The following is a 23694-nucleotide window of genomic DNA, read 5'->3' as shown; positions in this document are numbered from 1 at the left end:
TGCCATGAGCGCCGGCGATCTCTCGGTGACAGCAAGCAAGCTTTGCAAGTCGTTTCATCGGGACACCGGAGAAACGGTCGACGCGCTTGCCGATGTCTCGCTCGATGTCCGCAAAGGCGCGCTGACGGCGCTCGTCGGCCCCGATGGCGCCGGCAAGACGACGTTGCTGCGCCTGGCATGTGGCCTCATCGCACCCGATAGCGGCAGTCTGCGAGTGATCGGCTTCGATATCGCCACGGAGCCGCAGCATGTTCAGGACCGGATCGGCTATATGCCGCAGAAATTCGGCCTCTATGAGGATCTGAGCGTTCAGGAGAACCTTGATCTCTACGCCGATCTGCATGGCGTGACGCAATCGAAGCGCGACGAAACCTATCCGCGCCTCTTCGAGATGACGCAGCTCGGGCGCTTCAAGGAACGGCCGGCGGGAAAATTGTCTGGCGGTATGAAGCAGAAGCTCGGCCTTGCCTGCACCCTCGTGCGAGCACCCGAACTGCTGCTGCTCGACGAGCCCACCGTCGGCGTCGATCCGCTGTCGCGGCGCGAGCTCTGGGAAATCGTCTTCAAGCTCGTCAAGGAGGACGGGCTCTCGGTGATCGTGGCGACCTCCTATCTCGACGAGGCCGAACGCTGCGAACACGCCGTGCTCATGCATGCAGGCAAGATCCTCGATCAGGGACCGCCTGCCGACATAACGAAGAAGGCTGACGGCTGCTGCTTCATGGTTCCCACACCGGAGAACATGCCGGCAAGATCGCTGCAGGCCCGTCTTTTCGCCCTGCCTGATATTATCGATGCCGTCCCGGAAGCCGGCCGGGTCAGGATCGTGCGCAGGCCGGAGCAGAAGGACGAGCCGCTACGGCTGGATGAAACCAAGCTCGATACCGAAAGCGTCGAGCCCCGGTTCGAAGACGCCTTCATGATGCTATTTTCCGCCGTCGTCGGCAACGCCGAGCGCCAGATGCGCACCGGCCAGCCATCCGACCATAGCGACGGCGATGAAACCGTCGTCGAGGTTCACGACCTCGTCCGGAAGTTCGGAGATTTCACGGCCGTCGACCATGTCAGCTTCAGCGTGCGCAAGGGAGAGGTCTACGGTCTTCTTGGCCCGAACGGAGCAGGAAAAAGCACGACATTCCGCATGCTTTGCGGCCTGCTCCCCGCAAGTGGCGGCACGTTGATGGTCGCCGGCTCCGATCTGCGCAGAGCGGGTGCCAAGGCCCGAGAGCGGCTGGGCTATGTCGCGCAGAAGTTTTCGCTCTACGGCCAGTTGAGTGTCGACGAGAATCTGGAGTTTTTCGCAAGCGCCTATGGGCTGCGCGGCAAACACAGGAGAGACAGGATCGCCGCTTTGAAGAACCAGTTCGAACTCGACCAGTTCTCCAGGCTGCCCAGCGGCCAGCTGCCCGGAGGCTTCAAGCAGCGGCTGGCGCTTGCCGCGGCCCTGCTGCACGAGCCGGATATTCTCTTCCTCGACGAAGCGACCAGCGGTGCCGATCCGCTGGCCCGGCGGCAATTCTGGGGCCGGATCACTGCCCTGTCCGAGCAGGGCGTGACCGTCATCGTGACGACGCATTTCATGGAAGAAGCCGAATATTGCGACCGGATCATCATCCTGGATGCCGGCAAGAACCTGGCTGAGGGAACGCCGGTCGAAATCCGCGCCCATGCCGGGGCACGCGGCGAGACGGCGGCAACGATGGAGGAGGCCTTTATCGCGATCGTCGAGCAGGAGCGTCACAAACAGGCGGAGAAGGCGGCATGAGCGAACCCGCAGACAGGCCTGGCCACGGATTGCGCGCAGCCCTGCGCCGCGTCCGTGCGCTCATCCGCAAGGAGACATGGCAGCTCCTGCGCGACCCGAGCAGCATCGCGATCGGCATTATCATGCCGGTGGCGCTGCTGATCCTGTTCGGATACGGCATCAATCTGGACGTCAAGAACGTTCCCGTTGCGATCGTCATGGAAGAGAACTCGGCCGAGGCGCGCGGGCTGGCCTCGGCCTTCGAGCTTTCCAGCTATTTTTCGCCGAAACCGGTCAAGACGATGGCCGAAGCCGAAAAGATGCTTCTGTCATCGGAGGTAAGGGTAATCCTGCGCATTCCATTGGATTTAGCGCGTAAAATGGCCTTGGGCAACGGCGAAGTACAGGTGGTCGTCAACGGCAGCGATGCCAACACCGCCCGCATTTCGCTGAGCTACGCCGAAGCTGCCGTCGGCGTCTGGAACGCCAAGGAAGTGTCCCGCAAAGGGGCGGCTACCGGCAGCGGTGTGACGATCGAGTCCCGGCTTTGGTTCAACGAAGCCAATGACAGCAGCTATTTCCTCGTCCCAGGCCTCGTCGTCCTCGTCATGACGCTGATCGGCGCGCTCCTGACCGCGCTCGTCATGGCGCGGGAATGGGAACGCGGCACTTTCGAGGCGCTGTTCGTCACACCCGTCCGTTCGAGCGAAATCCTGCTCGGCAAGACAGTCCCTTACTTTCTTCTGGGGCTTGCCGGGCTTGCGCTCTGTGTCGTCGGCAGCCGCCTGCTCTTCGGCGTGCCCCTTCGAGGGTCGCTGTTGATCCTGACCGTCGTCTCCATGCTCTATCTTCTGGTGGCGCTCGGTCTCGGTCTTGCCATATCCTCCGTCACGAAGAACCAGTTCATCGCCAGCCAGGTGACCGTTCTCGCCACCTTCCTGCCGGCAATGATGCTCTCGGGCTTCATGTTCGATCCGCGAAGCATGCCTTGGGCCGTGCAGATCATCACCTATATCTTCCCGGGCCGCTACTTCGTCACCCTGCTGCAGACCTTGTTTCTGGCCGGCAATATCTGGAGCGTCATCCTGCCCAATGCCGCCGTGCTGGCCGGCATGGCCACGGCGCTCCTGGCGCTTGCCGTGCGCATGACCCGCAAAAGGATCGGCTAGCCATGTTCATTGCATCGCTTCTGCGCATCGCTACCCTGATCCGCAAGGAACTCCTCGTCATCCTGAAGGACCCGAGAAGCCGGGCAAGCATCATCGTCCCGCCCATCCTCCAATGTCTGATCTTCGGCTATGCCGCCACCTACGACCTCAACACGGTTCCCTATGCGCTCGTCGACCAGGACAGGACGACGGCATCGAGAAATCTCATCGCAAAGATCGAGGGATCCGGCATCTTCGAAAGGGTGGCGACGTTGGCGCAGGCGGGCCAGGCCGTCAGGCTGCTCGATGCCAAGCAGGCCGTGCTGATCATCGTTGTCGAGCGTGATTTCGAGAGGCAATTGGAAGGCGGCGCCCCCGGCGCGGTACAGGTCATCGCCGACGGCCGGAATTCCAATACGAGCGGCATTGCGCAGGGCTATGCCAACACGATCGTCGGCGACTTCACCTCCGATTGGCTTGCACAGAAGGGCGGTTCCGGCAAAGCCGTTCAGGTAACAACGCGCGCCTGGTACAATCCGCAGCTGGAAACGCGCTGGAGCATGGTCCCATCGCTCATCGGCACGATCACCATGCTGATGACGATGATGCTGACCGCCATGTCCGTCGCGCGCGAGCGCGAGGAAGGAACCTTCGACCAGTTGCTCGTGGCGCCCTTCACGCCGACCGAGATCATGATCGGCAAGGCCGTCCCCTCGATGATCGTCGGCATCACCCAGGCATCGACGATCCTGCTGGTGGCCTTGTTCTGGTTCCGCATCCCGTTTGCCGGCTCATTCCTGACGCTTTACCTTGGGCTCAGCCTCTTCCTCGCGGCGGCCATCGGCTTCGGACTGTTTCTGTCCTCGGTTGCCGGCAATATGCAGCAGGCAATGATCCTCGGCTTCGTCTTCCTGATGCCTTTCATGCTGCTGTCCGGCCTGATGTCGCCGACCGACAACATGCCGAAGGTTCTGCAATATGCGACGATGATCAATCCGCTGAAATATGCGATCAGCATCACGCGCGGCGTCTATCTAGAAGGTGCCGGGCTCGACGCGCTTTTTCCCGACATGCTGGCGCTGGTCGTGATCGCCGCGGTGACCATGCCGATTGCCGCCTGGATGTTTCGTCACCGGTTGAACTAGCGCAACTCCAGGAAGGCACACCGTGTGGTGCGTCGACCTCGGCGTGGACGATATCCGCCGTTATTCGACCCGCAACCCCGCCTTCTTCAGGAGTGGCGTGACCCGGTCGCAGAAGAAGGGCAGCTCATAGGTGTAGTTGACGAAGGACATGGCAATCCCGGAATAGCCCCGTTCGGCAATGGCTATCATGTCTTCGACAATTCTTTCCGGCGTACCGACCAGCGGATAGCCACCCGCGCCGCCTGCAAACCGCTTGCGATAGCGATCGTAGGCTTGCGTGTCATGCGACTGCGAGAATTCCTTCTTGCCGGCCATATGGGCGTCGACCGCCTCATGGTCGGCAAGCGTCACGGCATAGCGTTCGTAATAGTCCTCTGCCTCCTGCTGGCTTTCGCGGCAGACGACATGGCAGACGGTATAGGCGCCGATATCGCGGCCGAGCTTCTCGGCCCGCCCCTTGATATCCTCGACATGCTTGCCGGCTTCGGAAAGCTCGGTGAAGGTGGTGAAGAGGTAATCGCACTTCTTCGCCGCGAAATCCCGACCAGGCGCGCCGAAAGCCGCGTTCATGGTGACCGGCCGCGGCGATTGCAGGCTGGTCGGTCGGCTCACCACATCCTTCAGTCTGTAATAGGTGCCATCGTAGTCGAACGGTGCATCCGACGTATAGGCCCGTTCCATGATATCAAGCCATTCATCCGCCTGGTCATACCCTTTCTCGACCAGCGGCACCCCGAACATGCCGAACTCCTTCGGGTTCCAGCCGCAAACGATATTCAGGCCCGCGCGGCCGCCGCTGATATGATCGACGGTCGCGAGCGCCTTCGCCGCATAGAGCGGATGCACGAGTGGCACGTGAACGGTCATAAAAAGGCCGATCCGTTCCGTGACGGAGGCAAGGCCGGCCGCCCAGGTAAAGGTTTCGAAGGACCATTCGCGTACTCGATTCTTGCCGCCGAAGCCCTTCCAGCGCGCGATCGGAAGGAAGAAATCCAGCCCGCCACGATCAGCGATCTGTGCGGCGTTCAGATTGTCCTCCCAGCGAGCCTGCCAGCGCTCCGGCACGTCGGTAATGGCAAGCCCCCCGTCCGCATTGGCGGAAAAGACGCCGAGTTTCAATTTGCTGGGACCTTTCAGCGGATGCGGCTTGATCATGCTGTTCCTCCTTCTGCGGGCGGAACGCATTGCCTCCATCTGTTCCAACCGTCGTTGCCGGACGGAGAGATGAGCCTTGTTCCCCTTGGGCCAGCACTGTCGATCCATCGGTCGGAAAAAACAAGTTTAAACCTAAACTATTTTTACGCGCGGATTGAAACGGCTCGATGCGAGCGAGAGATCAATGCTTCCGCTTAAACGAGGTCAACCCGCCATATACTGGATGTTGCAGCGGCCATGGACCGAGGATTTCTGGACATGCGCCCGGACACCGAAAACCCTTTCGATCAATTCCTGCGTCAGCACCTGTTCCGGCGGGCCGGCGGCGACAACCTCGCCATTTTGGAGCACGGCCAGGCTGTCGCAGAACATGGCCGCGAGATTGAGATCGTGCAGCGCGACGATCGAGGTGACGTCGAGCTTGGAGATAAGGCCGAGAATATCGAGCTGATGCTGGATATCGAGATGGTTCGTCGGTTCATCGAGCAGCAGTTCGCTCGGCGTCTGGGCGAGCGCTCTCGCGATATGGACGCGCTGCCGCTCGCCGCCGGAGAGTGTCTGCCACAGCTGACCGGCGCGGCCCTGCATGCCGACGCGCGCAAGCGCATCCACAACCGCCGCATCGTCATGTGCGCTCCAGGACGAGAGAGGCCCGCGATGCGGCGTGCGGCCGAGACGCACGACGTCCATAACCGTCACCTGGGTATCGGTCGTCGCCTGCTGTTCGACGAGCGCGATGCGGCGGGCGATATCGCCGCGTGAAATCGAGGCGATATCGCTGCCGCCGAGCCGGATGACGCCGCTCTTGACCTTCCTCAAGCGGCAGATCAGCCGCAGCAGGCTGGACTTGCCCGAGCCGTTCGGGCCCAGAAGGCCGAGGACCCTGCCCTTTTCCACCGCCAGACTGACGCCGTTGACGATCAACGTATTGCCGGCGGCAAAAGTGACTGTGTCGACCGCGATGCTCATGCCGTCCTCCGGGCGCGATAGAGAATGATGGCGAAGGCGGGCGCCCCGAACAGGGCAGTGACCACGCCGATCGGCAGGATCTGCTGGGGAATGATGATCCTCGAGACGATATCGGCACCGACCATGAAGATGGCGCCGGCAAGTGCTGCTGCCGGCAGCAGCCGATCATGGCTTGGCCCCACCATGAAGCGGGCGGCATGCGGGATGACGAGACCGACGAAACCGATGGAGCCGACGATGCTGACGACGGCTGCCGTCATGAAGGCAGTCACGCCGAGCAGCACGATCTGCGCGCGCCGCACCGCAATCCCCAGCGAAGCGGCCGCATCCGTGCCGAAGATGAACGCGTCGAGCACGCGGACATGCGCCATGCAGATGGCAAAACCGAGAATGGCGACCGGTCCGGAAAGATAGACATCCGGCCAGCGCACGCCGCTCAGCGAACCGAGCAGCCAGAACATGACGCCCCTCGCCTGCTCGGCATTGGCCGACGTGGTGACGATATAGGAGGTCAGCGCGTTGAAAAGCTGCGAACCGGCGACGCCGCACAGGATAATGCGCTCGCTCGTGCCGCCAACACCCGTAGCAAGCAGGCCGACGAACAGGAAAGCGACGATCGCACCCAGAAAGGCGCCGCCGGAAAGGCCGAGAATGCCATAGCCGAGCCCGAGGATCATGATGCAGACCGCCCCGGTCGAGGCGCCCGCTGAAATGCCGAGCACATAAGGTTCGGCAAGCGGATTGCGCAACAGGGCCTGCAGGATCACGCCGCTCAATGCCAGCGAGGCGCCGGCGCTGGCGGCGACGAGCGCCCGGCTCAGGCGATAATCCCAGACGATGCCCTGATGGATCCGGCTGAGCTCGAAACCTGTTCCGAACAGCCGGTTCGATACGGCCTTTGCAGTGGTCGACAGCGGGATGGAAATCTCGCCGATCGACACCGCAAGGCTGATCATGAAGGCCAGAAGTATGAAGGCAGCCAGGGCAAGCACCAGCAGCGTCCACCATGGCCGTCGTTCCGCGGTAAGACGCATCGTCACCGCGCCAGACCGAAGGATCTAATGCCTTTGGCCAGGATTTCGATGCCGTCGATGGTCCGGATCGTCGGGTTCATCGACTGAGCATCCATCAGAACGAAATGCTTGTTCCTGACAGCGTCGAGCTGGCTGGTGACCGGATCCTTCTCGAGGAATTCGAGCTTGACCTTCGGGTCGTCAGCCGCATAGCGGCGGCGGTCCATGGTAGCGATGACGATCACGGCCGGATTGGCCTGCGCGATGGTCTCCCATCCGACCAGCGGCCATTCTTCCTCGGTCGTGACGACATTCCTGGCACCGATCGTCTTCAGGATATAGGCCGGAGCGCTGTTCTTGCCCGCGATAAAGGCATCGCCGCCAACCTCCTTGCTGGAGAACCAGAACACGATCGGAAGGTCCTTGGACTTTGCGGCTGAAATCGAGGCGACCGCATCCGCTTCGCGCTTCTTCAGGTCGGCGATCAGGGCATCGCCGCGATCCTCGACATCGAAAATCTCAGCAAGTTCACCGATCTCCTGGTAGATCAGGTCCATCGTGAACAGTTCCTTGCGCACGCCATCGCCGCCATCGGCATTGACCTTGGCGACGCAATCGGTCGGCGCGATATAGGTGTTGATGCCGAGCTCGGAAAACTGCTCGCGCTTGCCGACGGAGCCCTGCGGGCCGACATGCCATTCGAATTCGGCTGCCACCAGATCCGGCTCCTTGCCGACAACGGATTCGAAACTCGGATCATTGTCGGCAAGCCGCGGAATCCTGGCGTTGGCTTCGGCGTATTGCGGCAGGACGGGTCCGACCCAGACCGCCGTTCCGGCGATCTTGTCGGCAAGGCCGAGCGAGAAGAGAATCTCGGTCATGCCCTGCCCGACCGAAACGATCTTGGCCGGAGCCTTCTGGAAGGTGACCTTCTGGCCGCAATTGCTGATGGTGAGAGGATATTGGGTCGCGGCCAAACCAGAAGCAGCAAAACCAGTCAGGCCGAATGCAAAAGTAATCGTCGTCAAAAAATGGCGCATGAGAGATCTCGATAGGAAGGAAACTGGACGGCGTCAGCGCGATCGCGCTCAAGAAGAGCGCCGACGGCTGCGGGGATCCCAATCAAGACCGATGGATGTCTGAAAGTGTCGAAGGCTCAGGTCAATCATTTTCTCTGTCCCTTCCGGGCATCCCCGCCCGGCTGATTGGATCGCGATCGACGGCAGGTCTCCTGGCTTGCGGATATCTGACGATCATCTACCTTCCCGCAAGCATGCTTGCAGTGGCATGGCTCAAGGCCCTGGAAGGAAACCAGCGGGCTGGTCGCTCCCGGATGATCGGCAATCCGCTTACAGTTGCGGGGGCAGCCACGGCCTAGGTCCCTCTTGGGTCGCCCTCACCGTGTTCCCTATTAATCCCCGCGGAGTCTTCCTTGGGGAACCGTCGCGTCCAGTTATGCCGGATGGCACCTTCCCGTCAAGGACGCTTAGATGCGATAAAGCGAGCGCGCAGCTGTCAGATCCGACATCCGTGCGGCAGGATCAGGCGGCGTCAGCCAATTCCACGCGATTTCGCCCGCCCGCCTTGGCGCGATAGAGCGCCTTGTCGGCAGCCTCGAGCACATGCTTGAAGTCGGCGGTCGGTTCGTGGGAGCAGGCAATGCCGATGCTGACCGTGACGCGGATGCTCTCCTGCTCGAACATCAGGATTGTCGCTTCGATATCCTTGCGGATTTTCTCCGCGATAGCGGTAGCGGCCCTGATATCGGTGTTCGGAAGCAGAACGACGATTTCCTCTCCGCCATAGCGGGCGGCAATGTCGGTCCTTCGGACGGTCTGCCGGATCACGTCCGCGACCCGCGCCAGAACCGTGTCGCCGAAGGAATGGCCCCAGCTATCGTTGATCTTCTTGAAGTAATCGATATCAAGCATGATGATCGAAAACGGGATGCGCCTGATGCCGGCTTCCTTGCTGCAGCGGTCCCCTTCCCGCTGCAGGACACGGCGATTGGGAAGTCTCGTCAGCGGATCGAGGCTTGCTTCGCTCTCAAGCGCGCGTTGGATGCCGATGCGATATTGCTCCCGCCCCAGCAGATCCGAGAGGAGAAAGACACCGATTATATTGACGATCGTGACCGGAAGCGTTGCCGAGAGCAGAAGTTCGCGCGCGACCGGCCACGGCAGAAAGACGAGAACCACGAGCGACGTACAGGTCGCCAGGCCGAACAATGCCGATCGCTTCCATCCCGTGCCGATCCAGTGCCGCGGCAGGAGGCTGAGCACATAGCCCGCGATCGCGACGATGAGGATCCCGGCAATGCCGCCGACCGCGCCCAAGCCGCCGATCATGAAGCGGAACAGACCCATCATCATCGCTGCAACAATGGTCCCCAACAGGCCGCCATAGACGGGCGTAAGGACGAGGAGGATGGAGCGGCCATCCTGAATGACGCCGGGCATCCATTGGATCGGATCAGCCATCGACAGGATGCCGACCACGCCGAACAGCAATCCGACCGCAACCGATTTCAAAACGCCGCGATCGATGATCCGGATAACCCAGGAATAGGCATAGACGATGATGGCCACCTGCCCCAGGACGCGTGCCAGGGACGGCAAATGGATTTCAATTCCCATAGCTATCCCCCATCCTTGCGAAGAGCCTCATCAATGGCATGCGCCGGCCATACTCGAAGTCGGCGCGCGATACCATGCGATCTCTATAAAATGGTTTACCGAACCTCTGCGACAGGACGTCGCGTGGGGCGGGACAAGGGATGGGGTCAGGATCGCAAATGATGATCATTGTCGTAACAGAACTTCGAAATTGATGCGTATCGATGCCACGGTGTCCGGCATCGCAATCCGAACAGTGGCGCATTTGCGGATTTTGGTGGATCATTTTTGAAGAACGTATGGATGACACGCGCTATCTGGCACGCAAAGTGAAGCGGTCAAGTGCGACCAGCAATTTTCCGCTTTAAGCTGCAGCCGATCGATGCAAGACCTGCACTGTAACGATGGTGAGCGCGATCCCTGATGCCGATCATGATCATGCCAACGGTCTTTTCGGGAAGGGCCAGGCCGGAGCGACCTGTCGCATCGGCCCATGGTAGTTTGCGCGAACGCTTCGATAGCAGATCGCATATCCCCAATTCACCAGCTTTTCCGATACCTCGTCGCCGAGATTGCTGAGCCGGGTCGGTGCGCCAGAAAGGACCGCGACCTCCTTCGGTGAACATGGCAGCGCCGCTTCGGGCGCAAGTTTCGACGGGTCCGTATCGATTCCCCAATAGGCGCCGAAACGGCCGTATCCCTGTGCGGCGACCAGCGATGCCTCGTCGCTCAGCGGCGCGGCCGCCTTGAAGCGGCCGATGAGATCACGACGACGCAATGCCCTCACCTGGTTGTCGGTGACATCCAGAATCCCGCGAAGCTGGCTGACCCAATTGCGGCAAAGGCCGGAATTTCGGGCAAAGGGCGCACCGCCATCGCTGACAAAAAGAGTTGCGAAGCGCTTTACCAGCGGTTCGACCCCGTGATTGTCGTAGACGCCTCCGTCGGTGAGAATGACGGTCCTGCGAAAATCGCGGATCGCCGGGATCGGCTTGGACGGCGCCGTCGGCCAATCCTGAAAACTGCCGTCCGCGAACTTGAGCACCAGCGGTGACAGAATGGGCGGAAAGGCCGAAGAGGCGGCCACAGCCTGCGCCAACGGAAAATCCGGCCGGTCGAGCCGCCCGACGATGTAGTCGCCGGCATAGGCCTTGCCAAAGCGCCAGAGTACGCCGGTCTGCAAATTCGTCGCACAGAATATGAACTGCGGCTGGTCGGGCAGATCCTGAAGGCTGCGGCCCTGGAACAGATGCTTGTCGTAGGATTTCGCCACTTGCCGCGCGGCGGACGTTCCGGGCAGGAGCCCGATCACTGCATCCATGATGTCGATCCTTGCCCGGGCAAAAGCAAGCATCGGACTGACGAAGACATCGTTCATATTGGCAAAATCAGCCTTGACGAGATCGGGCCAAACGCTGGCGAGCCAGCCGGTGGTGATCGAACCGCCGGAAACGCTGGAGATGCGCTTTGCCCGCTGCAGAAGCCCAAGCTCTGCCAGGCGGAGGAAGGCACCGACGTGAAAGAGCATGGCCCGAAATCCGCCGCCGGACGCGGCAATGCCGATACCCGCCTCGAAACCGTTGCCGTCCCAACGGAAATCGGAGGCCGCTATGACCTCGCTTTCCGTGGATAGAGGTATCGCATCGATCTCACTCATGACCATGCCTCATTGTCGGCACCGGAAATCTCCAAGCCGGTCCTTTGCCGCCTGCGAACCCGTCGCACAGAACCGCTGATCTTCGATCATGACGAGATTGTCGCCATTGCCCGCTTCGCCGCTGGGCGACAGGTTGCGATCTCCCAAGTCGTTCGGCATGACGCGCGACCAATATCTTGACTGGCGCCATTCGCTCCTCCCCTGGCTGCCGTCTTGATCCATCGCTACCTGAAATTGGATCCACGATATTCTTTCCACAATCAAGCGCAATGGCCATTTTCAGCATTAGAGAAACTATAAAGCGTCAAGGTGGCTTGGTTGCCGGCGTGCCAGGAACCGGGGCCGCCTTCTGGAGAGCGGCGGGCTCGGGCCTATTGCTGGCCGCAGGCCCCGGCAGCGGTGATCCGGATGCCGGAGATTGCGACGGCCCCTGCCTGCCGACAGTCCCGCTATTGGCCGGCGGAACTTTCGCGGTTGCCGCGGTGTAGAACTGGTAACCGGCAAAGATGATGAGGATAGCGACCAGTGTGCCATAGACGTTACGAACCGTCTTCCGGACGCGATCATAGTCGGACACGCTGTTGCGGATCGGCGTTTCGCTGAACTCCTCGATCTCGGCCGCGCTCAGTACTTGATTCAATCGCAAGGCCCATATGGCGCGGGCACGGTCCTGGCCGGAAAAATAACCGGCATTGATGAAGGTCTGAACGCGAAAAGACAGGATCAGAAACGCCGCCGCGCCGATGGCGAACAGCCCTGCGATCCATGTATTGGGCGTCTTTGCAGCATCGGAGAGGATCTTGATCACGAAGGGCGTGGTGGCGACAGCCAGATCCTTCCACAAGGCGCCCGTCATATCCTGGGCTCGCTGGGTCGCCTTTTGCGCCTCGTCCACGACCGTCTTGCGCAAATCGGCAAGAGCCTTCAGCGTCTCCTTGCTGCCGGCCTTGACATAGGCGGCATAGGCGGCCTTCGCGGATTCAAGGCTGCCGTCTCCGAATTCCGCGAGGTTTCCCTGGCGATAGCTGCGCGCCCATTCCGCCGCCAGCAGGACGTGACGGGTCTCCGTGTCGCGCTCGCCGCCGGCAAATGCCCAAAACACACCTTCGTTGAGGCGGTCGAATATGGCGAGCAGTTCGAGAAGCGAGAGGCCGACCTTGCGGCTCGGCGGGCCGGAGAACTGATAGATCACATTCGGCGCGGCGCCATAGACCTGATCGGAAAGTGCCGCCATCAACCTGGGAGCCGCCAGTGAGCGCCAAGCCTCGAATGTCTGCGACGATTGCGCCGGATGATGCTGCAGCAGCCATGGCCGTATGTCTGCCGGCACAAGCCCCGCATTGCTGGCGTCATGGCTTATGCTTCGAGGATTGGGAAGTTCCGGCATCCGCTCGAACGGGGCGGGAGGTTGCTGCGTCCAAGGCTGGAATCTGGCGCCATAGGATGTGAATGCCTGATCCGCGGTCAGTTCGGCAACGCAGACAACCAGGCTGCTATCCAGGGCTCTTGACAGGCCTATCAGAGATTTTCCGTAGAAGAGCCGAAGAACGGCCTTCTGCGAGACCTTGTTGAGCGTAATGGCAAAAACCGTGCTCGGTGCCGGCACGTCACCGTCGTCAAGGGCGATGTCGGTGCCGTCACGCCGGATCGTGACGGATTCGAGAAAGGCTGGAATACTGGCGCGCAGGGCCAGCCATTCCGTTCTAAGAGCTGCGTCATCAAGCTTCGCTCTGACGATGATCAGTTCCGCATGTTCTTCGACTGGCTTCGTCGGCTGCGTTCGTGCGATAAGATCGAGGATCTCAGTTGGGGTCATCGGTCTCAATCGCCAGCTTGTCGTGGATGATGATCATGCCGTCTTCGGTCTTTTCGATCAGAGCGCGGAATTCGTTTGGCACGCGGATCTCGATGCCATTTTCGGTCTTGAAATAGAGTGTCTTCGGTCCCTTCACCTGATCGGGAACGAGCGTCATCGGCACTCCGGAGATCCGCTCTGTGGCGAGGCCGCGATTGAACTTGCTCAGCAGAGGGCTATCGTCCGCGAGCTTGTGCCCGATGACTGTCTCGAGAAAGGCGCGATGGTCGTCGCTGTCGATTTCGCCGCCTCCGGAGGCGGCATCGTAGGTCCGCTTGGTGAGTTCGCGCACCACTTCGCCGTCCACCAGGTCAGGATTGTCACCGATCACCTTGCGCGTGACATCGACCAATTTCTTCGTCAATTCGGCATTGCTCAATGTCTGTCGCGCACCCAGAAACGCCTCGAAATATTGTGCGACCTTCTGCTGGTTACGCCTGTCCAGCACGGTCAGCTCACCGCCCTTTTCGGACAGTTTGATAAGGGCTGCCTTTTGCAGCGCCGCCTTGTTCTGGACGAAGGTTCTCTGAAGCGCTTCGAGGCTGACCTTCTTCCGGCCGCCGCCGTCATCCTTCAGGTCGTAGGCGATGACTGTTTCGTCATCATATTTCAGAAGCGCGAACGATCGCGTTGCCTTCGCCTTCAGAGCAAACAACAGGATCGCCCCCTCGGCGGCGGTTCCGCCATGATGGGCTTGGAAATCCTCGGCCAGCTTTTCGCTTTCCTCCTGGAAAACGCTCGCATTCGAGGCGATGCGGCTGAGACGCTCACGCGTCGAAGACGCATCGGAAAAAGCATAGGGCAAGCCGCCATTCACCGACCGGATGCGATCGACGAAGAAGCTTTCGAATTCCCCGGGATCGACTTCCTCCAGCTTGATCAGACCGCTTTTGGGTCCGACAAGGTGGAAGATCATCCTTTCGATCTTGAGTTCGCTCAATTCGCTATCATCGAAAAATGCCAAGTGCCCCTCCCAAAGTGCCAGTGAACACTCAGAACAAGATAGCGTTGAAATGACACAAGGCGATATTCAAGCCTGGATGATGCCGCTGCAGCCTACAAACCGTTGTTACGCTCGCAGTGCTGCAGCCGGGCTGGAGCGCATGGCGCTGAAGGCGGGCACGATGGAGATGAGCGCCGCAACGGCTGCAAAACCGCCGACAAGCCACAGATCGTCGGGAGCAAAGCCGACCGGCAGATGGACGGCGGTCGAAGCGGCAAGTCTGGCGGAGATCACCAATGCTGCGATGTAGCCGAGCGTTATGCCAAGCAGGATACCGGCGGCAAAGAGGGCGAAGAGCTCGCCCCAGACGAGCGCGACGATCGAGCGGACAGGGGTGCCGAGCGCCCGCAAGGCGCCGATCTGCCGGCGCCGCGAACCGACATGCATGATGGTGACCATCACGATCGCGGCAATCACGATCGCCTGCGTGCCAAGCGTGATCGCCAAGAGCAGACTGCGGGCATCGCCGAGCGTTGCATAGAGCTTCGTCAGCACCTCCGCCGGGAAGACACCGAGCGTCGTTCCGGTACGGTATTCCTGCCGCAGCCGGTAGGCATCGGCAATCGTCTTCGGCTTGACGAGAACGGCCGGAACGCCGGGTGTCTGCGCGTCGAAATGTTCATCCAGCGGCGCATCGGCATCGACATGGCCATGCTCGTGTTCATGGCTTTCAGCATGCTCGCGCGGCTCCCCGCCATGCGCATCCGCTTCCTCACCATCATGATCGTGATGGTCTTCCTCGCCATGCATGCCGTGCAATTGCCAGACGGCGCGGATCGGCACGAGGATCGCGCGGTCCCAGGCCGTGCCCGTCGGCGCCATGCGGCCGGTGACTTTATAGGCAATCGCGGTATGGGTTTCGCCGCCGGTCTCGGCCGTGCCATGCATCGGCTTGATCTCGGCACCTGTGGACAAGGCGACATCGGAACCAACCACCGCCTCGCCGAGGCGCGAGAACATCGCGCCCTGTGCAAGCGATGGCGAAAGGGAGGATATAAGGCCGGTCGTCGTGCCGACGATCGGATGTCCATAGGCGGAGTCGCCGAAGCCGACGGGGGCCGCCAGTTCGACACGTGGATCACTGGCTAGGCGGGAAAGGACGGCGCCCTCCATCAGCGGCAGCGGCGCCGGCTGCAGGAAGACGGCCGAAAGTGCCAGCTGCGTCTCACTGCCGGCAGCACCGACAAGCAGATCAAATTTCTCCGCGGCGCGCGCGCTGCCGAGCCGGACGGCCCGCTCCTGCAGCGTCACCGTTACGCTCAAGGCGACCGACAAAGCAATCAGCACCACGACGGCCAACGCCCCACTCCAGAAACGCCTGAGGTCGGCAAGAATGAAAGCGATCATTGCGCGGCGACCTCCTGGCTGTCTTCCTCGATACGGCCGCTTGCCAGGTTGATGCGGCGGCCGAGACGCGCGGCAAGCGCCGCATCATGCGTTACCACGATAAGTGTCGTCCCCTCTTCGGCTGAAAGCTGCATCAGAAGCTCCGCAACCTCCTTGCCCGCCTGCCGGTCGAGGCTGGCGGTCGGCTCGTCGGCGACGACGACACCGGGGCGCGAGAGCAGCGCACGGGCAACGGCAACACGCTGCATCTCGCCGCGCGACAAGGTTTCGATCTTCTGCTGCGGGCGGGCGATGCCTGTCGCAGACAGGAGTTTCAGCGCACGCTCCCGCTCCCCAGGCGTGAGACGCCGCGCCAGCTTGACCGGAAGCACGACGTTGTCGAAGGCGGACAGGCCGGGAAACAGATGGAAGTCCTGCATGACAAGGCCGATATTGCGCGCGCGAAACGCATCGCGCCGGCCGGAGGAAAGATGGGTAATCTCGGTGCCGCTCCAGGAAATGCTGCCGCGCGTGACTTTCTCCAGACCGGTAATGGCGTTGACAAAGGTGCTTTTGCCGGAGCCGGAGGCACCGGTGATCGCGAGCCTGCCGCCTGCCGGCAGATGGAAGCGCTCAATGGCGAGTACCGGCGCAGCCAGGCCCGGAAACTGCATTTCGAGACTGGAGACATCAAGGGCAAGCATGGGATCAGATCGTCCTGAACGAGGCGTCCCGGAGACGCAATTGGCTGATGAAACCTGTTTCCGGATCCGTCCATGAGCCGAATTCCAGCACGCCGCGCGCCATGATCGGCGCATTGTACTGCACGAATGTCTGCTTGGACGAGAGATAGACCACCACGATATTGTCAGGCCAATCGGCATCGGAAGAGCAGAACGGGCAAAGCGACATCGGAATTTCGGTAAGGACGAAAAAGGCTGCTTCCGCCTTCAGGGGCGGCGCCATGAAGCCGTTGATGGCGACATCCTTGCCGCTCAGCTGCTTCACCCTGTCGGAAAATTCGAGACCGAGTGGACCGAAGCTCTTGTAAAGCTGATCAAAGCCGAGCTTTTCCGCAGCGTTCGCGCGCATGGCAACGCCCATCATCGGCAGTGTGGCGGCGGCGGCGAGCAACGCCCGGCGGTTGATGACAATGGTCTGGTTCCGAGGCATGAGAACCCTCATGAAAAATGAAGGGACAGGCGACCAGAAGCCGCCTGTCCCAGCTCACGGATATGAACAGGTTTTACATCTTTTCGGAGCCAAGAGCGAAAGCATCGACCAGCACATGGTAGACGTCGCTTTGTTCCATATAGCCATGGAAACCTTCGGCACCCGGACCAGCCGCCTGCAGCACGACGTCGTCGACGGCGTGAACGCCGCTATCTTCGTCCTTCGGGAGATTGCCCTGTACGAAGACGGCACCGGGCACGTCCTTATAGGCTTCGTTGGCAACATATTCCTTCTTCTCGTTTTGAACAGCCGGAACGAAAGGACCGTCGAGCTTCGGACGGAAGGTCTCGTAGTGGTCCGGGCCGTTGTTGGCTGCCATGAACAGGCGACGCGTAACGTCGACGCGGTCCGGATAGCCGTCGCCATCCTTATCTTCATAGTTCGGGAAGCCGGCGGCCGCATAGGTACCGACCTTCTCGCGCATTTCCGTGCCCGGCTTGTCATCGTCGACCGTACCGATGATCGAAACGCCATGGGTGTGATCGCCGGTGACGACAACAAGCGTATCCGGATTCCTGGCCTGGAATTCGCGGGCAACGGCGACGGCCTTGTCGAACTCGATCGTTTCGATCAGAGCGCGATCCCAGTCCAGCGGATGGCTCATCTTGTCGATGGAGGCACCCTCGACCATCAGGAAGAAGCCTTCCGGATTTTTGGAAAGCTTGTCGAGCGCGACCTTGGTCATGTCGACCAGGCCGGGCTGGTTCGGGAACTTGTCGACCGTGCCCTTCTTGAGGAATTCGCGGTCGAGCGTGACGTCGAGGTTACCGGTGTGGAACAGGCCGAGCAGCTTGTCCTGGTTGAAGCCGGCAGCCGTCGCCAGTTCGTTCTTGTCGGTGGCAACGGCGTAGCCGGCATCCTTGAAGAGCGCGACATAGTCCTTGTCGTCCTTGCGTTTGGAGCCCGGCACGCTTTTCGCCAGGAAATAGGCCGAGCCGCCGCCGAGCAGGACATCCGGCTTGACGTCATACATCATGCCGACGATGTCGGCCTTGTCGCCGCGCTTACGGGTATGGGAGACGAGCGCCGCCGGCGTCGCGTCTTCGACTTCGGCCGTAGTGACGATGCCGAGCGACTTCTTGCCGGTGCGGCGCAGGGCTTCACCCATGGTTTCGACCTTGGGGTCGTCCAGGCTTGCCGGCGTACGGTCGGCATAGACGCCGAGCGCGTTCACGGCCGACTTGTGGCCGGTCATATAGGCCGACATCGTATTGGCGCTGTCGGTCGCAATCGCCGAGGTCGAGGACGTGCCGATGAAAGCAACTGGCGGAACGTCATCCATGGCAAGACGGCCATTGGCCTTGCCTTCGGTCATGCCCTTGGACATGATGCGGGCACCGGTGCGATGTGCAACGGAAAGGCCGTCACCGAGCAGGAAGATGATGTTCTTGGCCTTCGGCGTGGCGGAGGTGCCGTAGACATCCCAATTGACGGACTTCTTCTCGTCGCCGGCCGATACTTCGACCTTGTACTGGCCGGTCTTTGCAAGCTTGACGCCACGCAGGATCAGGGCCGATCCGAGAACTTTGTCCTCGGCACCCTTTTCTTCCGCGACAAAATCGGCGGCCTTGCCGAAGACGGTCTCATAGCTTTCGCCGTTGACCGTCACCTTGACGTCTTCCGGCTTGACGACCTTGCTGAATTCCACCTTGAAATCGAATGGCGAGCCGGCGAGTACCGTCGCCCGGTCCAACGGATAGACCGTCGCCGCGTGAGCCGCACCGGACAATACGGTCGCGGCCATCATGGAGAGAACAAGTTTACGCATTTATACCCCCTGCGTCGTGGTTGCTTCCCTCTTCCCACTTATAAAAACCAGATGACAATCATGTAAAAAGGAGTCGACTTTCTGCAACTGGAAATTCCGAAGCGCAAATCGCTAAGGAAGGCTGATTGTATGCGCCGCATCTAAAAGACCCGCCGAATAGCCTGAATGCCAAGACTATCACCGCGAAGCGCACATGATCCACTACGGCCTTGCACGATCGGGATGCGCCGCCTGAAAGGCCGGCAAATTCGTGCACCTGGCATCGATTTCGACGATGCGCTTGAGATCGGTCAGGTCCACGCCCCAGCGGCGGGCGTTGTAGACCTGCGGCACAAGGCAGATATCCGCCATGGTCGGCGTGTCGCCAAAACTGAAGCTACCTTCAAATTTGCTCAACATCATCTCGAGCTTGCGAAGGCCACCGGCAATGAAATGCCTCATCCATTCCTCGCGGGCATCGGCTCTATCCGTGATGGCCATGACATGGGCGGCAACATGCGTGTTGCAGATCGGATGGATATCCATGGCGATCGCATAGGCAAGCGCCCGCACGTGCTGGCGGCTCGCGCTGTCAGACGGCATCAAGCCGCTCTCAGGCCGAAGTTCGGCCAGATATTCGATGATCGCAAGCGACTGCGTCAGAATTTCTCCGTCGATCGTGAGCGTCGGCACGAATCCTTGCGGATTGAGTGCCAGGTAATCGACGCTATTCTGTTCGCCTTCCAGCAGATCGATGGGCACACGCTTGTAACCGATGCCGAGCATGTTGAGCGCAATGCGAACGCGATAGCTGGCGGACGAGCGCCAGTAATCGTAAAGCACGACGTCGCTCATCACGGTTCTGCCCCCAGGTATTTTTCGACGGTCTGCTCGATCGCCCCGAAGATCGAGTGCCCGGTACGATCCTGCATCTCGATGCGAACCTGATCGCCGAACCGCAGGAACTGCGTCTTCGGCGCTCCGGTTTCGATCGTCTCGATCATGCGAAGCTCGGCAATGCAGGAGTAGCCATTGCCGCCATTCTCGATCGGCTTGCCCGGCCCGCCATCGAGTTTGTTGGACACCGTTCCCGAACCGATGATCGTGCCGGCGACAAGGCTGCGGGTCTTGGCCGCGTGAGCGATCAGCTCGCCGAAGTCGAAGGTCATGTCGATGCCGGCATTTGCCTTGCCGAAAGGCTTGCCGTTCACGGCGACCAGCAGCGGCAGATGCAGCTTGCCGCCGTCCCATGCCTCCCCAAGCTCATCCGGCGTGACGGCGACCGGCGAAAATGCCGATGCCGGTTTGGACTGGAAGAACCCGAAACCCTTTGCCAGCTCCTGCGGGATCAGGCCGCGCAGCGACACGTCGTTGACGAGCATCACCAGCCGGATGGCTTGCAGCGCCGTCTCCGGACTGGCGCCCATGCGAACGTCGTCGACGACGACGGCAACCTCGCCCTCCATATCGACGCCATAGGCTTCATCGGCCGCAAGGATCGGATCGCGCGGCGCCAGAAAGCCGTCTGAGCCGCCTTGATACATCAGCGGATCGACCCAGAAGCTTGCCGGCATTTCGGCGCCCCGCGCCTTTCGCACCAGTTCCACATGGTTGACGTAGGCCGAGCCGTCGGCCCATTGATAGGCGCGCGGCAGCGGCGAGGCGGCATCATGTTCGTGAAACCGCATGGTCGGTTGCGCACCCGTCTCGATACCCTCCGCGATCAGGGCGAGCCTGGGTGCTACATGCTCCCAATCATCGAGAGCCGCCTGCAGGCTGCGGGCAATGTGACCGACTTCGGAACAACGGGTGAGATCACGCGAGACGACGACAAGTCTGCCGTCCCTGGTGGAGTCCTTCAAAGTCGCAAGCTTCATATCGTGGCTCCGATGTCAGAAAATATGCGGCCGGTCATCACTTGATGCCGGGTGTTCCGTCGAACCGGCGCTCTAGGCCATCCCAGCACTCCAGGTAATCATCCTGCAGCGTCTCGAGCTCGGCGGCGTATTTCGTCAGTTGCTGCGGGAAACGGGTTTCGAACATGAAGGCCATGGTGTGATCCAGTTTCACGGGTTTCAGCTCGGAATTCGACGCCTTTTCGAAGCCGGAGGCATCCGGCCCATGCGGCAGCATCATATTGTGCAGGCTGATACCTCCGGGCACGAAGCCCTTTTCCTTCGCATCATACTGGCCGTGGATGAGACCCATGAATTCACTCATGATATTGCGATGATACCAGGGTGGGCGGAACGTATGTTCGGCAACCAGCCAGCGCGGCGGGAAGATGACGAAATCGACGTTTGCGGTACCGGCACTTTCGGTCGGTGCGGTCAGCACCGTGAAGATCGACGGATCGGGATGATCGAACAGGATGGCGCCGACGGGGGAGAACGTCCGCAGATCGTATTTGTAGGGGATGTAGTTGCCATGCCAGGCAACCACATCGAGGGGCGAATGACCGATCTCCGTGACATAGAACTTGCCGCACCATTTGACATGCACGCGGCAAGGGGTTTCCTTGTCTTCGAAGGCGGCAGCGGGCGTCTTGAAATCTCGCGGATTGGCGAGGCAGTTGGCACCGATCGGCCCGCGCTCCGGCAGCGTGAATTTCGCGCCGTAATTCTCGCAGATATAGCCGCGCCAGACCTGTTCGTCGCCCTTGCGCGTCACCTTGAACATCATCCCGCGCGGGATGACGCATATTTCCAGGGGCTCGATATCCATGATGCCCATCTCGGTAAATACCCTGATGGCGCCGACCTGGGGAACGACCAGCAGCTCGCCATCGGCATCGAAGAAGTAATCGTCGACCATATCCTCGTTGAAGACATAGGCGTGGGCGGCCATGCCGGTCTGGGTCAGGACATCGCCACCGGTGGTGATCGTGCGGATTCCTTCGAGAAAATTCAGCCGCTCGGTCGGCGCCGGAAGCGGATCCCAGCGAAGCTGGCCAAGCGGAAGCGAATGATCATCCAGACAGGGCGCTGATTTCCAGAACGGATAGGAGGCGTTGGAAAAGCGGCGAGTGTGGCGCACGCTCGGACGGATGCGATAGAGCCACGACCGTTCGTTCGTTCCGCGCGGCGCCGTGAAGGGCGAGCCCGAAAGCTGCTCGGCATAAAGACCGTAATTGCACTTCTGCGGGCTGTTCTGTCCCTGCGGCAGAGCACCGGGAAGTGCCTCCGTTTCGAAGTCATTGCCGAAGCCCGGCATATATTGCAGCGCTTCCGCTGCCGTCGCCTGATGGTCGGAAGCCTGGGATATCGTCTGGTCCATCGCTCCACTCCTCCCGAGAGCTGAAGGCGGCCTCACGCTTTGTCGGAGGCCGCCCGAAAGAATTACTCGGCGGCCGTGCCGATGACGCCGCGTTTGATCTGATCGGCTTCGATCGACTCGAACAGCGCGCGGAAGTTGCCTTCGCCGAAACCTTCGTCACCCTTGCGCTGGATGAACTCGAAGAAGATCGGCCCGATGACGGTCTTGGAGAAGATCTGCAGCAGGATCTTCGTCACGCCGCCATTCACCACGCCTTCGCCGTCGATGAGGATACCATGTTTCTTCATGCGCTCGATCGGTTCTTCGTGACCGTTCACGCGCGCATAGGACATATCGTAATAGGTTTCCGGCGGGCCGGGCATGAAACGCAGGCCGTTGTCGGCAAGCGTGTCGGTCGCCCGATAGATATCATCCGTTCCGACCGCGATGTGCTGGATGCCCTCGCCCTTGTATTTCTTCAGGAACTCCTCGATCTGGCTGGTATCGTCCTTCGATTCATTCAGCGGAATGCGGATCTTGCCGCAGGGCGAGGTGATGGCCCGGCTCACCAGACCGGTGATGCGCCCGTCGATATCGAAGAAGTGGATCTGCTTGAAATTGAACAGATCGCGGTAGAAGTCCCACCATTTGTCCATGTTGCCGCGGAAGACGTTGTGGGTCAGATGGTCGAGGTAATAAAAGCCGACGCCTTCGGGATTCGGATCGCGCTCGCCGAGCCAATCGAATTCGGCATCGTAGGCCGATCCCTTCTTGCCGTAGGTCTCGACGAAATAGAGCAGCGAGCCGCCGATGCCGACGATTGCGGGAACATCGAGCGCCTTGTCATTCCCCTCATAGGGAACAGCACCCTTGGAGACGGCATGGTCGAAAGCGTGCCTGGCGTCGACAACGCGCCACGCCATGGACGGCGCCGCCGGGCCATGATCGGCGATGAAGCGGGCGGCGTGGCTGCCGGGCTCAGCATTCAGGATGTAGTTGATGTCACCCTGGCGCCAGACGGTGATATCCTTTGTCTTGTGCCTGGCGACCGCGACATAGCCCATGCGCGTGAAGAGCTCGCGCAGTTTCTCCGGCTCGGGGTGAGCGAATTCGACGAATTCGAAGCCGTCAGTGCCGGCCGGATTGTCGGCGCTGATTTCGGACGGCGGCGCATCATGCGGAAAAGGACCCATTTTCTCCTCCTCAGAGACAGTACTTTGACTATGCAAAGTATGGCCCAAAGCGCGCGCAAAGTGCTTGCATTCTCAGTGCGGAATGAAAATATTATACACGATCCGTGAGTATTTTGAAAGCTTTGCGCAATGGATGAGCCCCTCGACAAATTGGACCTCCGCCTTCTCGACGAACTGCAGAAAGACGGTAGATTGACGAACAACGAGCTCGGCGAACGCATCGCACTTTCGCCCTCGCAGTGCTCGCGACGGCGCACGAGATTGGAGGCGGAAGGCTATATTCGCAGCTATCACGCCAACCTCGATCGCCAGAAGCTGGGCCTGGACATGCTGGTGGTGATTTCGGTGACGCTTGCCACGCATAACCGGGACAATGCCCGCCGGTTTTCGCAGCTGATCAACGGGCTGCCGGAAGTGCTGGAAGCCTACGCGCTGACAGGGGAAATGGACTATCACCTGAAGGTCGCGACCCGCGGGCTTGCCGGCCTTTCCCGGTTCGTCAACGACGTGCTCTTGCCGCACGAGTCGGTGCAGCATGTGAAGACCTCCATCGTTCTCGATACGCTCAAGACCTTTGAGGGATTTCCGGTGCCGCTCTCGCAGAACTGGCACGGCGACGGCACGCGATGACGATGA

The 23694-nt window shown here is 60.7% G+C and carries 21 protein-coding genes and 1 riboswitch; of the genes, 4 read left to right on the top strand and 17 right to left on the bottom strand.

The window, feature by feature from the left end; genetic code table 11:
- Window positions 1-4: 4 nt before the first annotated feature.
- From DQ393_RS25615 to DQ393_RS25605, 3 genes are read left to right on the top strand one after another with little or no spacing between them, the layout of a single operon-like run.
- Entirely contained in the window at window positions 5-1765 is a 1761-nt protein-coding gene (locus DQ393_RS25615; RefSeq protein WP_112344512.1) for an ATP-binding cassette domain-containing protein, read from the top strand.
- Entirely contained in the window at window positions 1762-2913 is a 1152-nt protein-coding gene (locus DQ393_RS25610; RefSeq protein ID WP_112344511.1) for an ABC transporter permease, read from the top strand. The genes DQ393_RS25615 and DQ393_RS25610 overlap by 4 nt, the downstream gene beginning before the upstream one ends.
- A gap of 2 nt (window positions 2914-2915) precedes the next feature.
- Entirely contained in the window at window positions 2916-4037 is a 1122-nt protein-coding gene (locus DQ393_RS25605; RefSeq protein ID WP_112344510.1) for an ABC transporter permease, read from the top strand.
- A gap of 60 nt (window positions 4038-4097) precedes the next feature.
- On the opposite strand, the gene DQ393_RS25595 is transcribed toward DQ393_RS25605, so the two are convergent.
- The 17 genes from DQ393_RS25595 to hppD form a co-directional block, all read right to left on the bottom strand.
- Window positions 4098-5192 (bottom strand): LLM class flavin-dependent oxidoreductase, encoded by a 1095-nt coding sequence (locus tag DQ393_RS25595; protein WP_112344508.1) that lies wholly within the window; start codon window positions 5190-5192, stop codon window positions 4098-4100.
- 204 nt (window positions 5193-5396) lie between these two features.
- Complete coding sequence (locus tag DQ393_RS25590) at window positions 5397-6161, bottom strand: ABC transporter ATP-binding protein (protein ID WP_112344507.1); 765 nt, start codon at window positions 6159-6161, stop codon at window positions 5397-5399.
- Window positions 6158-7195, bottom strand: coding sequence for a FecCD family ABC transporter permease (locus DQ393_RS25585; RefSeq protein WP_112344506.1), 1038 nt, complete (start codon window positions 7193-7195; stop codon window positions 6158-6160). Before DQ393_RS25585 ends, DQ393_RS25590 begins: the two co-directional genes overlap by 4 nt.
- A 2-nt stretch (window positions 7196-7197) precedes the next feature.
- On the bottom strand, window positions 7198-8214 hold the full coding sequence (locus tag DQ393_RS25580; RefSeq protein WP_112344505.1) for an ABC transporter substrate-binding protein: 1017 nt from the start codon (window positions 8212-8214) through the stop codon (window positions 7198-7200).
- 164 nt (window positions 8215-8378) lie between these two features.
- A riboswitch (cobalamin riboswitch) is annotated at window positions 8379-8634 on the bottom strand.
- An 81-nt stretch (window positions 8635-8715) separates the two neighbouring features.
- Window positions 8716-9810 carry a GGDEF domain-containing protein gene (locus DQ393_RS25575; protein ID WP_112344504.1) on the bottom strand — a complete coding sequence of 365 codons (1095 nt, stop codon included), beginning with the start codon at window positions 9808-9810 and terminating at the stop codon, window positions 8716-8718.
- Between the two features lie 415 nt (window positions 9811-10225).
- A complete protein-coding gene (locus tag DQ393_RS25570; RefSeq protein WP_181592421.1) occupies window positions 10226-11446 on the bottom strand; it encodes a patatin-like phospholipase family protein in 1221 nt (406 codons plus the stop codon).
- A 9-nt stretch (window positions 11447-11455) separates the two neighbouring features.
- The gene (locus DQ393_RS33535; RefSeq protein ID WP_181592420.1) at window positions 11456-11605 is read right to left on the bottom strand and encodes a hypothetical protein; all 150 of its coding nucleotides are present in this window, start codon (window positions 11603-11605) and stop codon (window positions 11456-11458) included.
- Between the two features lie 145 nt (window positions 11606-11750).
- Window positions 11751-13262: a hypothetical protein gene (locus DQ393_RS25560; RefSeq protein ID WP_112344501.1), complete on the bottom strand. Its 1512-nt coding sequence runs from the start codon at window positions 13260-13262 to the stop codon at window positions 11751-11753.
- Window positions 13249-14265, bottom strand: a complete 1017-nt coding sequence (locus DQ393_RS25555; protein WP_112344500.1) for a nucleoid-associated protein — start codon at window positions 14263-14265, stop codon at window positions 13249-13251. Before DQ393_RS25555 ends, DQ393_RS25560 begins: the two co-directional genes overlap by 14 nt.
- A 105-nt stretch (window positions 14266-14370) precedes the next feature.
- Window positions 14371-15651, bottom strand: coding sequence for an ABC transporter permease (locus tag DQ393_RS25550; protein WP_112344499.1), 1281 nt, complete (start codon window positions 15649-15651; stop codon window positions 14371-14373).
- On the bottom strand, window positions 15648-16334 hold the full coding sequence (locus tag DQ393_RS25545) for an ABC transporter ATP-binding protein (RefSeq protein ID WP_112344498.1): 687 nt from the start codon (window positions 16332-16334) through the stop codon (window positions 15648-15650). Before DQ393_RS25545 ends, DQ393_RS25550 begins: the two co-directional genes overlap by 4 nt.
- A gap of 4 nt (window positions 16335-16338) precedes the next feature.
- Window positions 16339-16803, bottom strand: coding sequence for a hypothetical protein (locus tag DQ393_RS25540; protein WP_112344497.1), 465 nt, complete (start codon window positions 16801-16803; stop codon window positions 16339-16341).
- 73 nt (window positions 16804-16876) lie between these two features.
- Window positions 16877-18631 carry an alkaline phosphatase gene (locus tag DQ393_RS25535; protein WP_112344496.1) on the bottom strand — a complete coding sequence of 585 codons (1755 nt, stop codon included), beginning with the start codon at window positions 18629-18631 and terminating at the stop codon, window positions 16877-16879.
- A 201-nt stretch (window positions 18632-18832) separates the two neighbouring features.
- Window positions 18833-19465 (bottom strand): maleylacetoacetate isomerase, encoded by a 633-nt coding sequence (gene maiA / locus DQ393_RS25530; protein ID WP_112344495.1) that lies wholly within the window; start codon window positions 19463-19465, stop codon window positions 18833-18835.
- Window positions 19465-20487, bottom strand: a complete 1023-nt coding sequence (locus DQ393_RS25525) for a fumarylacetoacetate hydrolase family protein (RefSeq protein WP_112344494.1) — start codon at window positions 20485-20487, stop codon at window positions 19465-19467. The genes maiA and DQ393_RS25525 overlap by 1 nt, the downstream gene beginning before the upstream one ends.
- 37 nt (window positions 20488-20524) lie before the next feature.
- Entirely contained in the window at window positions 20525-21886 is a 1362-nt protein-coding gene (hmgA, locus tag DQ393_RS25520) for a homogentisate 1,2-dioxygenase (protein ID WP_112344493.1), read from the bottom strand.
- Between the two features lie 62 nt (window positions 21887-21948).
- Window positions 21949-23058, bottom strand: coding sequence for a 4-hydroxyphenylpyruvate dioxygenase (hppD, locus tag DQ393_RS25515; protein WP_112344492.1), 1110 nt, complete (start codon window positions 23056-23058; stop codon window positions 21949-21951).
- Window positions 23059-23187: 129 nt separating this feature from the next.
- Here hppD and DQ393_RS25510 point away from each other — a divergent pair, with 129 nt between their 5' ends.
- Complete coding sequence (locus DQ393_RS25510; RefSeq protein WP_112344491.1) at window positions 23188-23688, top strand: Lrp/AsnC family transcriptional regulator; 501 nt, start codon at window positions 23188-23190, stop codon at window positions 23686-23688.
- Window positions 23689-23694: the final 6 nt, after the last annotated feature.

This window comes from Martinezella tropici, assembly GCF_003287875.1.
GTDB classification, from domain to species: Bacteria; Pseudomonadota; Alphaproteobacteria; order Rhizobiales; family Rhizobiaceae; genus Rhizobium; species Rhizobium tropici_C.
This window is presented reverse-complemented; position numbering and strand designations above follow the sequence as displayed.

Excerpts from the sequence above, each read along its gene's own strand:
- DQ393_RS25585 (WP_112344506.1), bottom strand. The coding sequence starts at position 7,195 with ATGCGTCTTACCGCGGAACGACGGCCATGGTGGACGCTGCTGGTGCTT.
- DQ393_RS25605 (WP_112344510.1), top strand. The coding sequence starts at position 2,916 with ATGTTCATTGCATCGCTTCTGCGCATCGCTACCCTGATCCGCAAGGAA.
- DQ393_RS25540 (WP_112344497.1), bottom strand. The coding sequence starts at position 16,803 with ATGCCTCGGAACCAGACCATTGTCATCAACCGCCGGGCGTTGCTCGCC.
- DQ393_RS25570 (WP_181592421.1), bottom strand. The coding sequence starts at position 11,446 with ATGAGTGAGATCGATGCGATACCTCTATCCACGGAAAGCGAGGTCATA.
- maiA (WP_112344495.1), bottom strand. The coding sequence starts at position 19,465 with ATGAGCGACGTCGTGCTTTACGATTACTGGCGCTCGTCCGCCAGCTAT.
- DQ393_RS25575 (WP_112344504.1), bottom strand. The coding sequence starts at position 9,810 with ATGGGAATTGAAATCCATTTGCCGTCCCTGGCACGCGTCCTGGGGCAG.
- DQ393_RS25550 (WP_112344499.1), bottom strand. The coding sequence starts at position 15,651 with ATGATCGCTTTCATTCTTGCCGACCTCAGGCGTTTCTGGAGTGGGGCG.
- DQ393_RS25525 (WP_112344494.1), bottom strand. The coding sequence starts at position 20,487 with ATGAAGCTTGCGACTTTGAAGGACTCCACCAGGGACGGCAGACTTGTC.
- DQ393_RS25610 (WP_112344511.1), top strand. The coding sequence starts at position 1,762 with ATGAGCGAACCCGCAGACAGGCCTGGCCACGGATTGCGCGCAGCCCTG.
- DQ393_RS25545 (WP_112344498.1), bottom strand. The coding sequence starts at position 16,334 with ATGCTTGCCCTTGATGTCTCCAGTCTCGAAATGCAGTTTCCGGGCCTG.
- DQ393_RS25595 (WP_112344508.1), bottom strand. The coding sequence starts at position 5,192 with ATGATCAAGCCGCATCCGCTGAAAGGTCCCAGCAAATTGAAACTCGGC.
- DQ393_RS33535 (WP_181592420.1), bottom strand. The coding sequence starts at position 11,605 with ATGCCGAACGACTTGGGAGATCGCAACCTGTCGCCCAGCGGCGAAGCG.
- DQ393_RS25580 (WP_112344505.1), bottom strand. The coding sequence starts at position 8,214 with ATGCGCCATTTTTTGACGACGATTACTTTTGCATTCGGCCTGACTGGT.
- DQ393_RS25615 (WP_112344512.1), top strand. The coding sequence starts at position 5 with ATGAGCGCCGGCGATCTCTCGGTGACAGCAAGCAAGCTTTGCAAGTCG.
- DQ393_RS25535 (WP_112344496.1), bottom strand. The coding sequence starts at position 18,631 with ATGCGTAAACTTGTTCTCTCCATGATGGCCGCGACCGTATTGTCCGGT.
- DQ393_RS25560 (WP_112344501.1), bottom strand. The coding sequence starts at position 13,262 with ATGACCCCAACTGAGATCCTCGATCTTATCGCACGAACGCAGCCGACG.
- hmgA (WP_112344493.1), bottom strand. The coding sequence starts at position 21,886 with ATGGACCAGACGATATCCCAGGCTTCCGACCATCAGGCGACGGCAGCG.
- DQ393_RS25510 (WP_112344491.1), top strand. The coding sequence starts at position 23,188 with ATGGATGAGCCCCTCGACAAATTGGACCTCCGCCTTCTCGACGAACTG.
- hppD (WP_112344492.1), bottom strand. The coding sequence starts at position 23,058 with ATGGGTCCTTTTCCGCATGATGCGCCGCCGTCCGAAATCAGCGCCGAC.
- DQ393_RS25590 (WP_112344507.1), bottom strand. The coding sequence starts at position 6,161 with ATGAGCATCGCGGTCGACACAGTCACTTTTGCCGCCGGCAATACGTTG.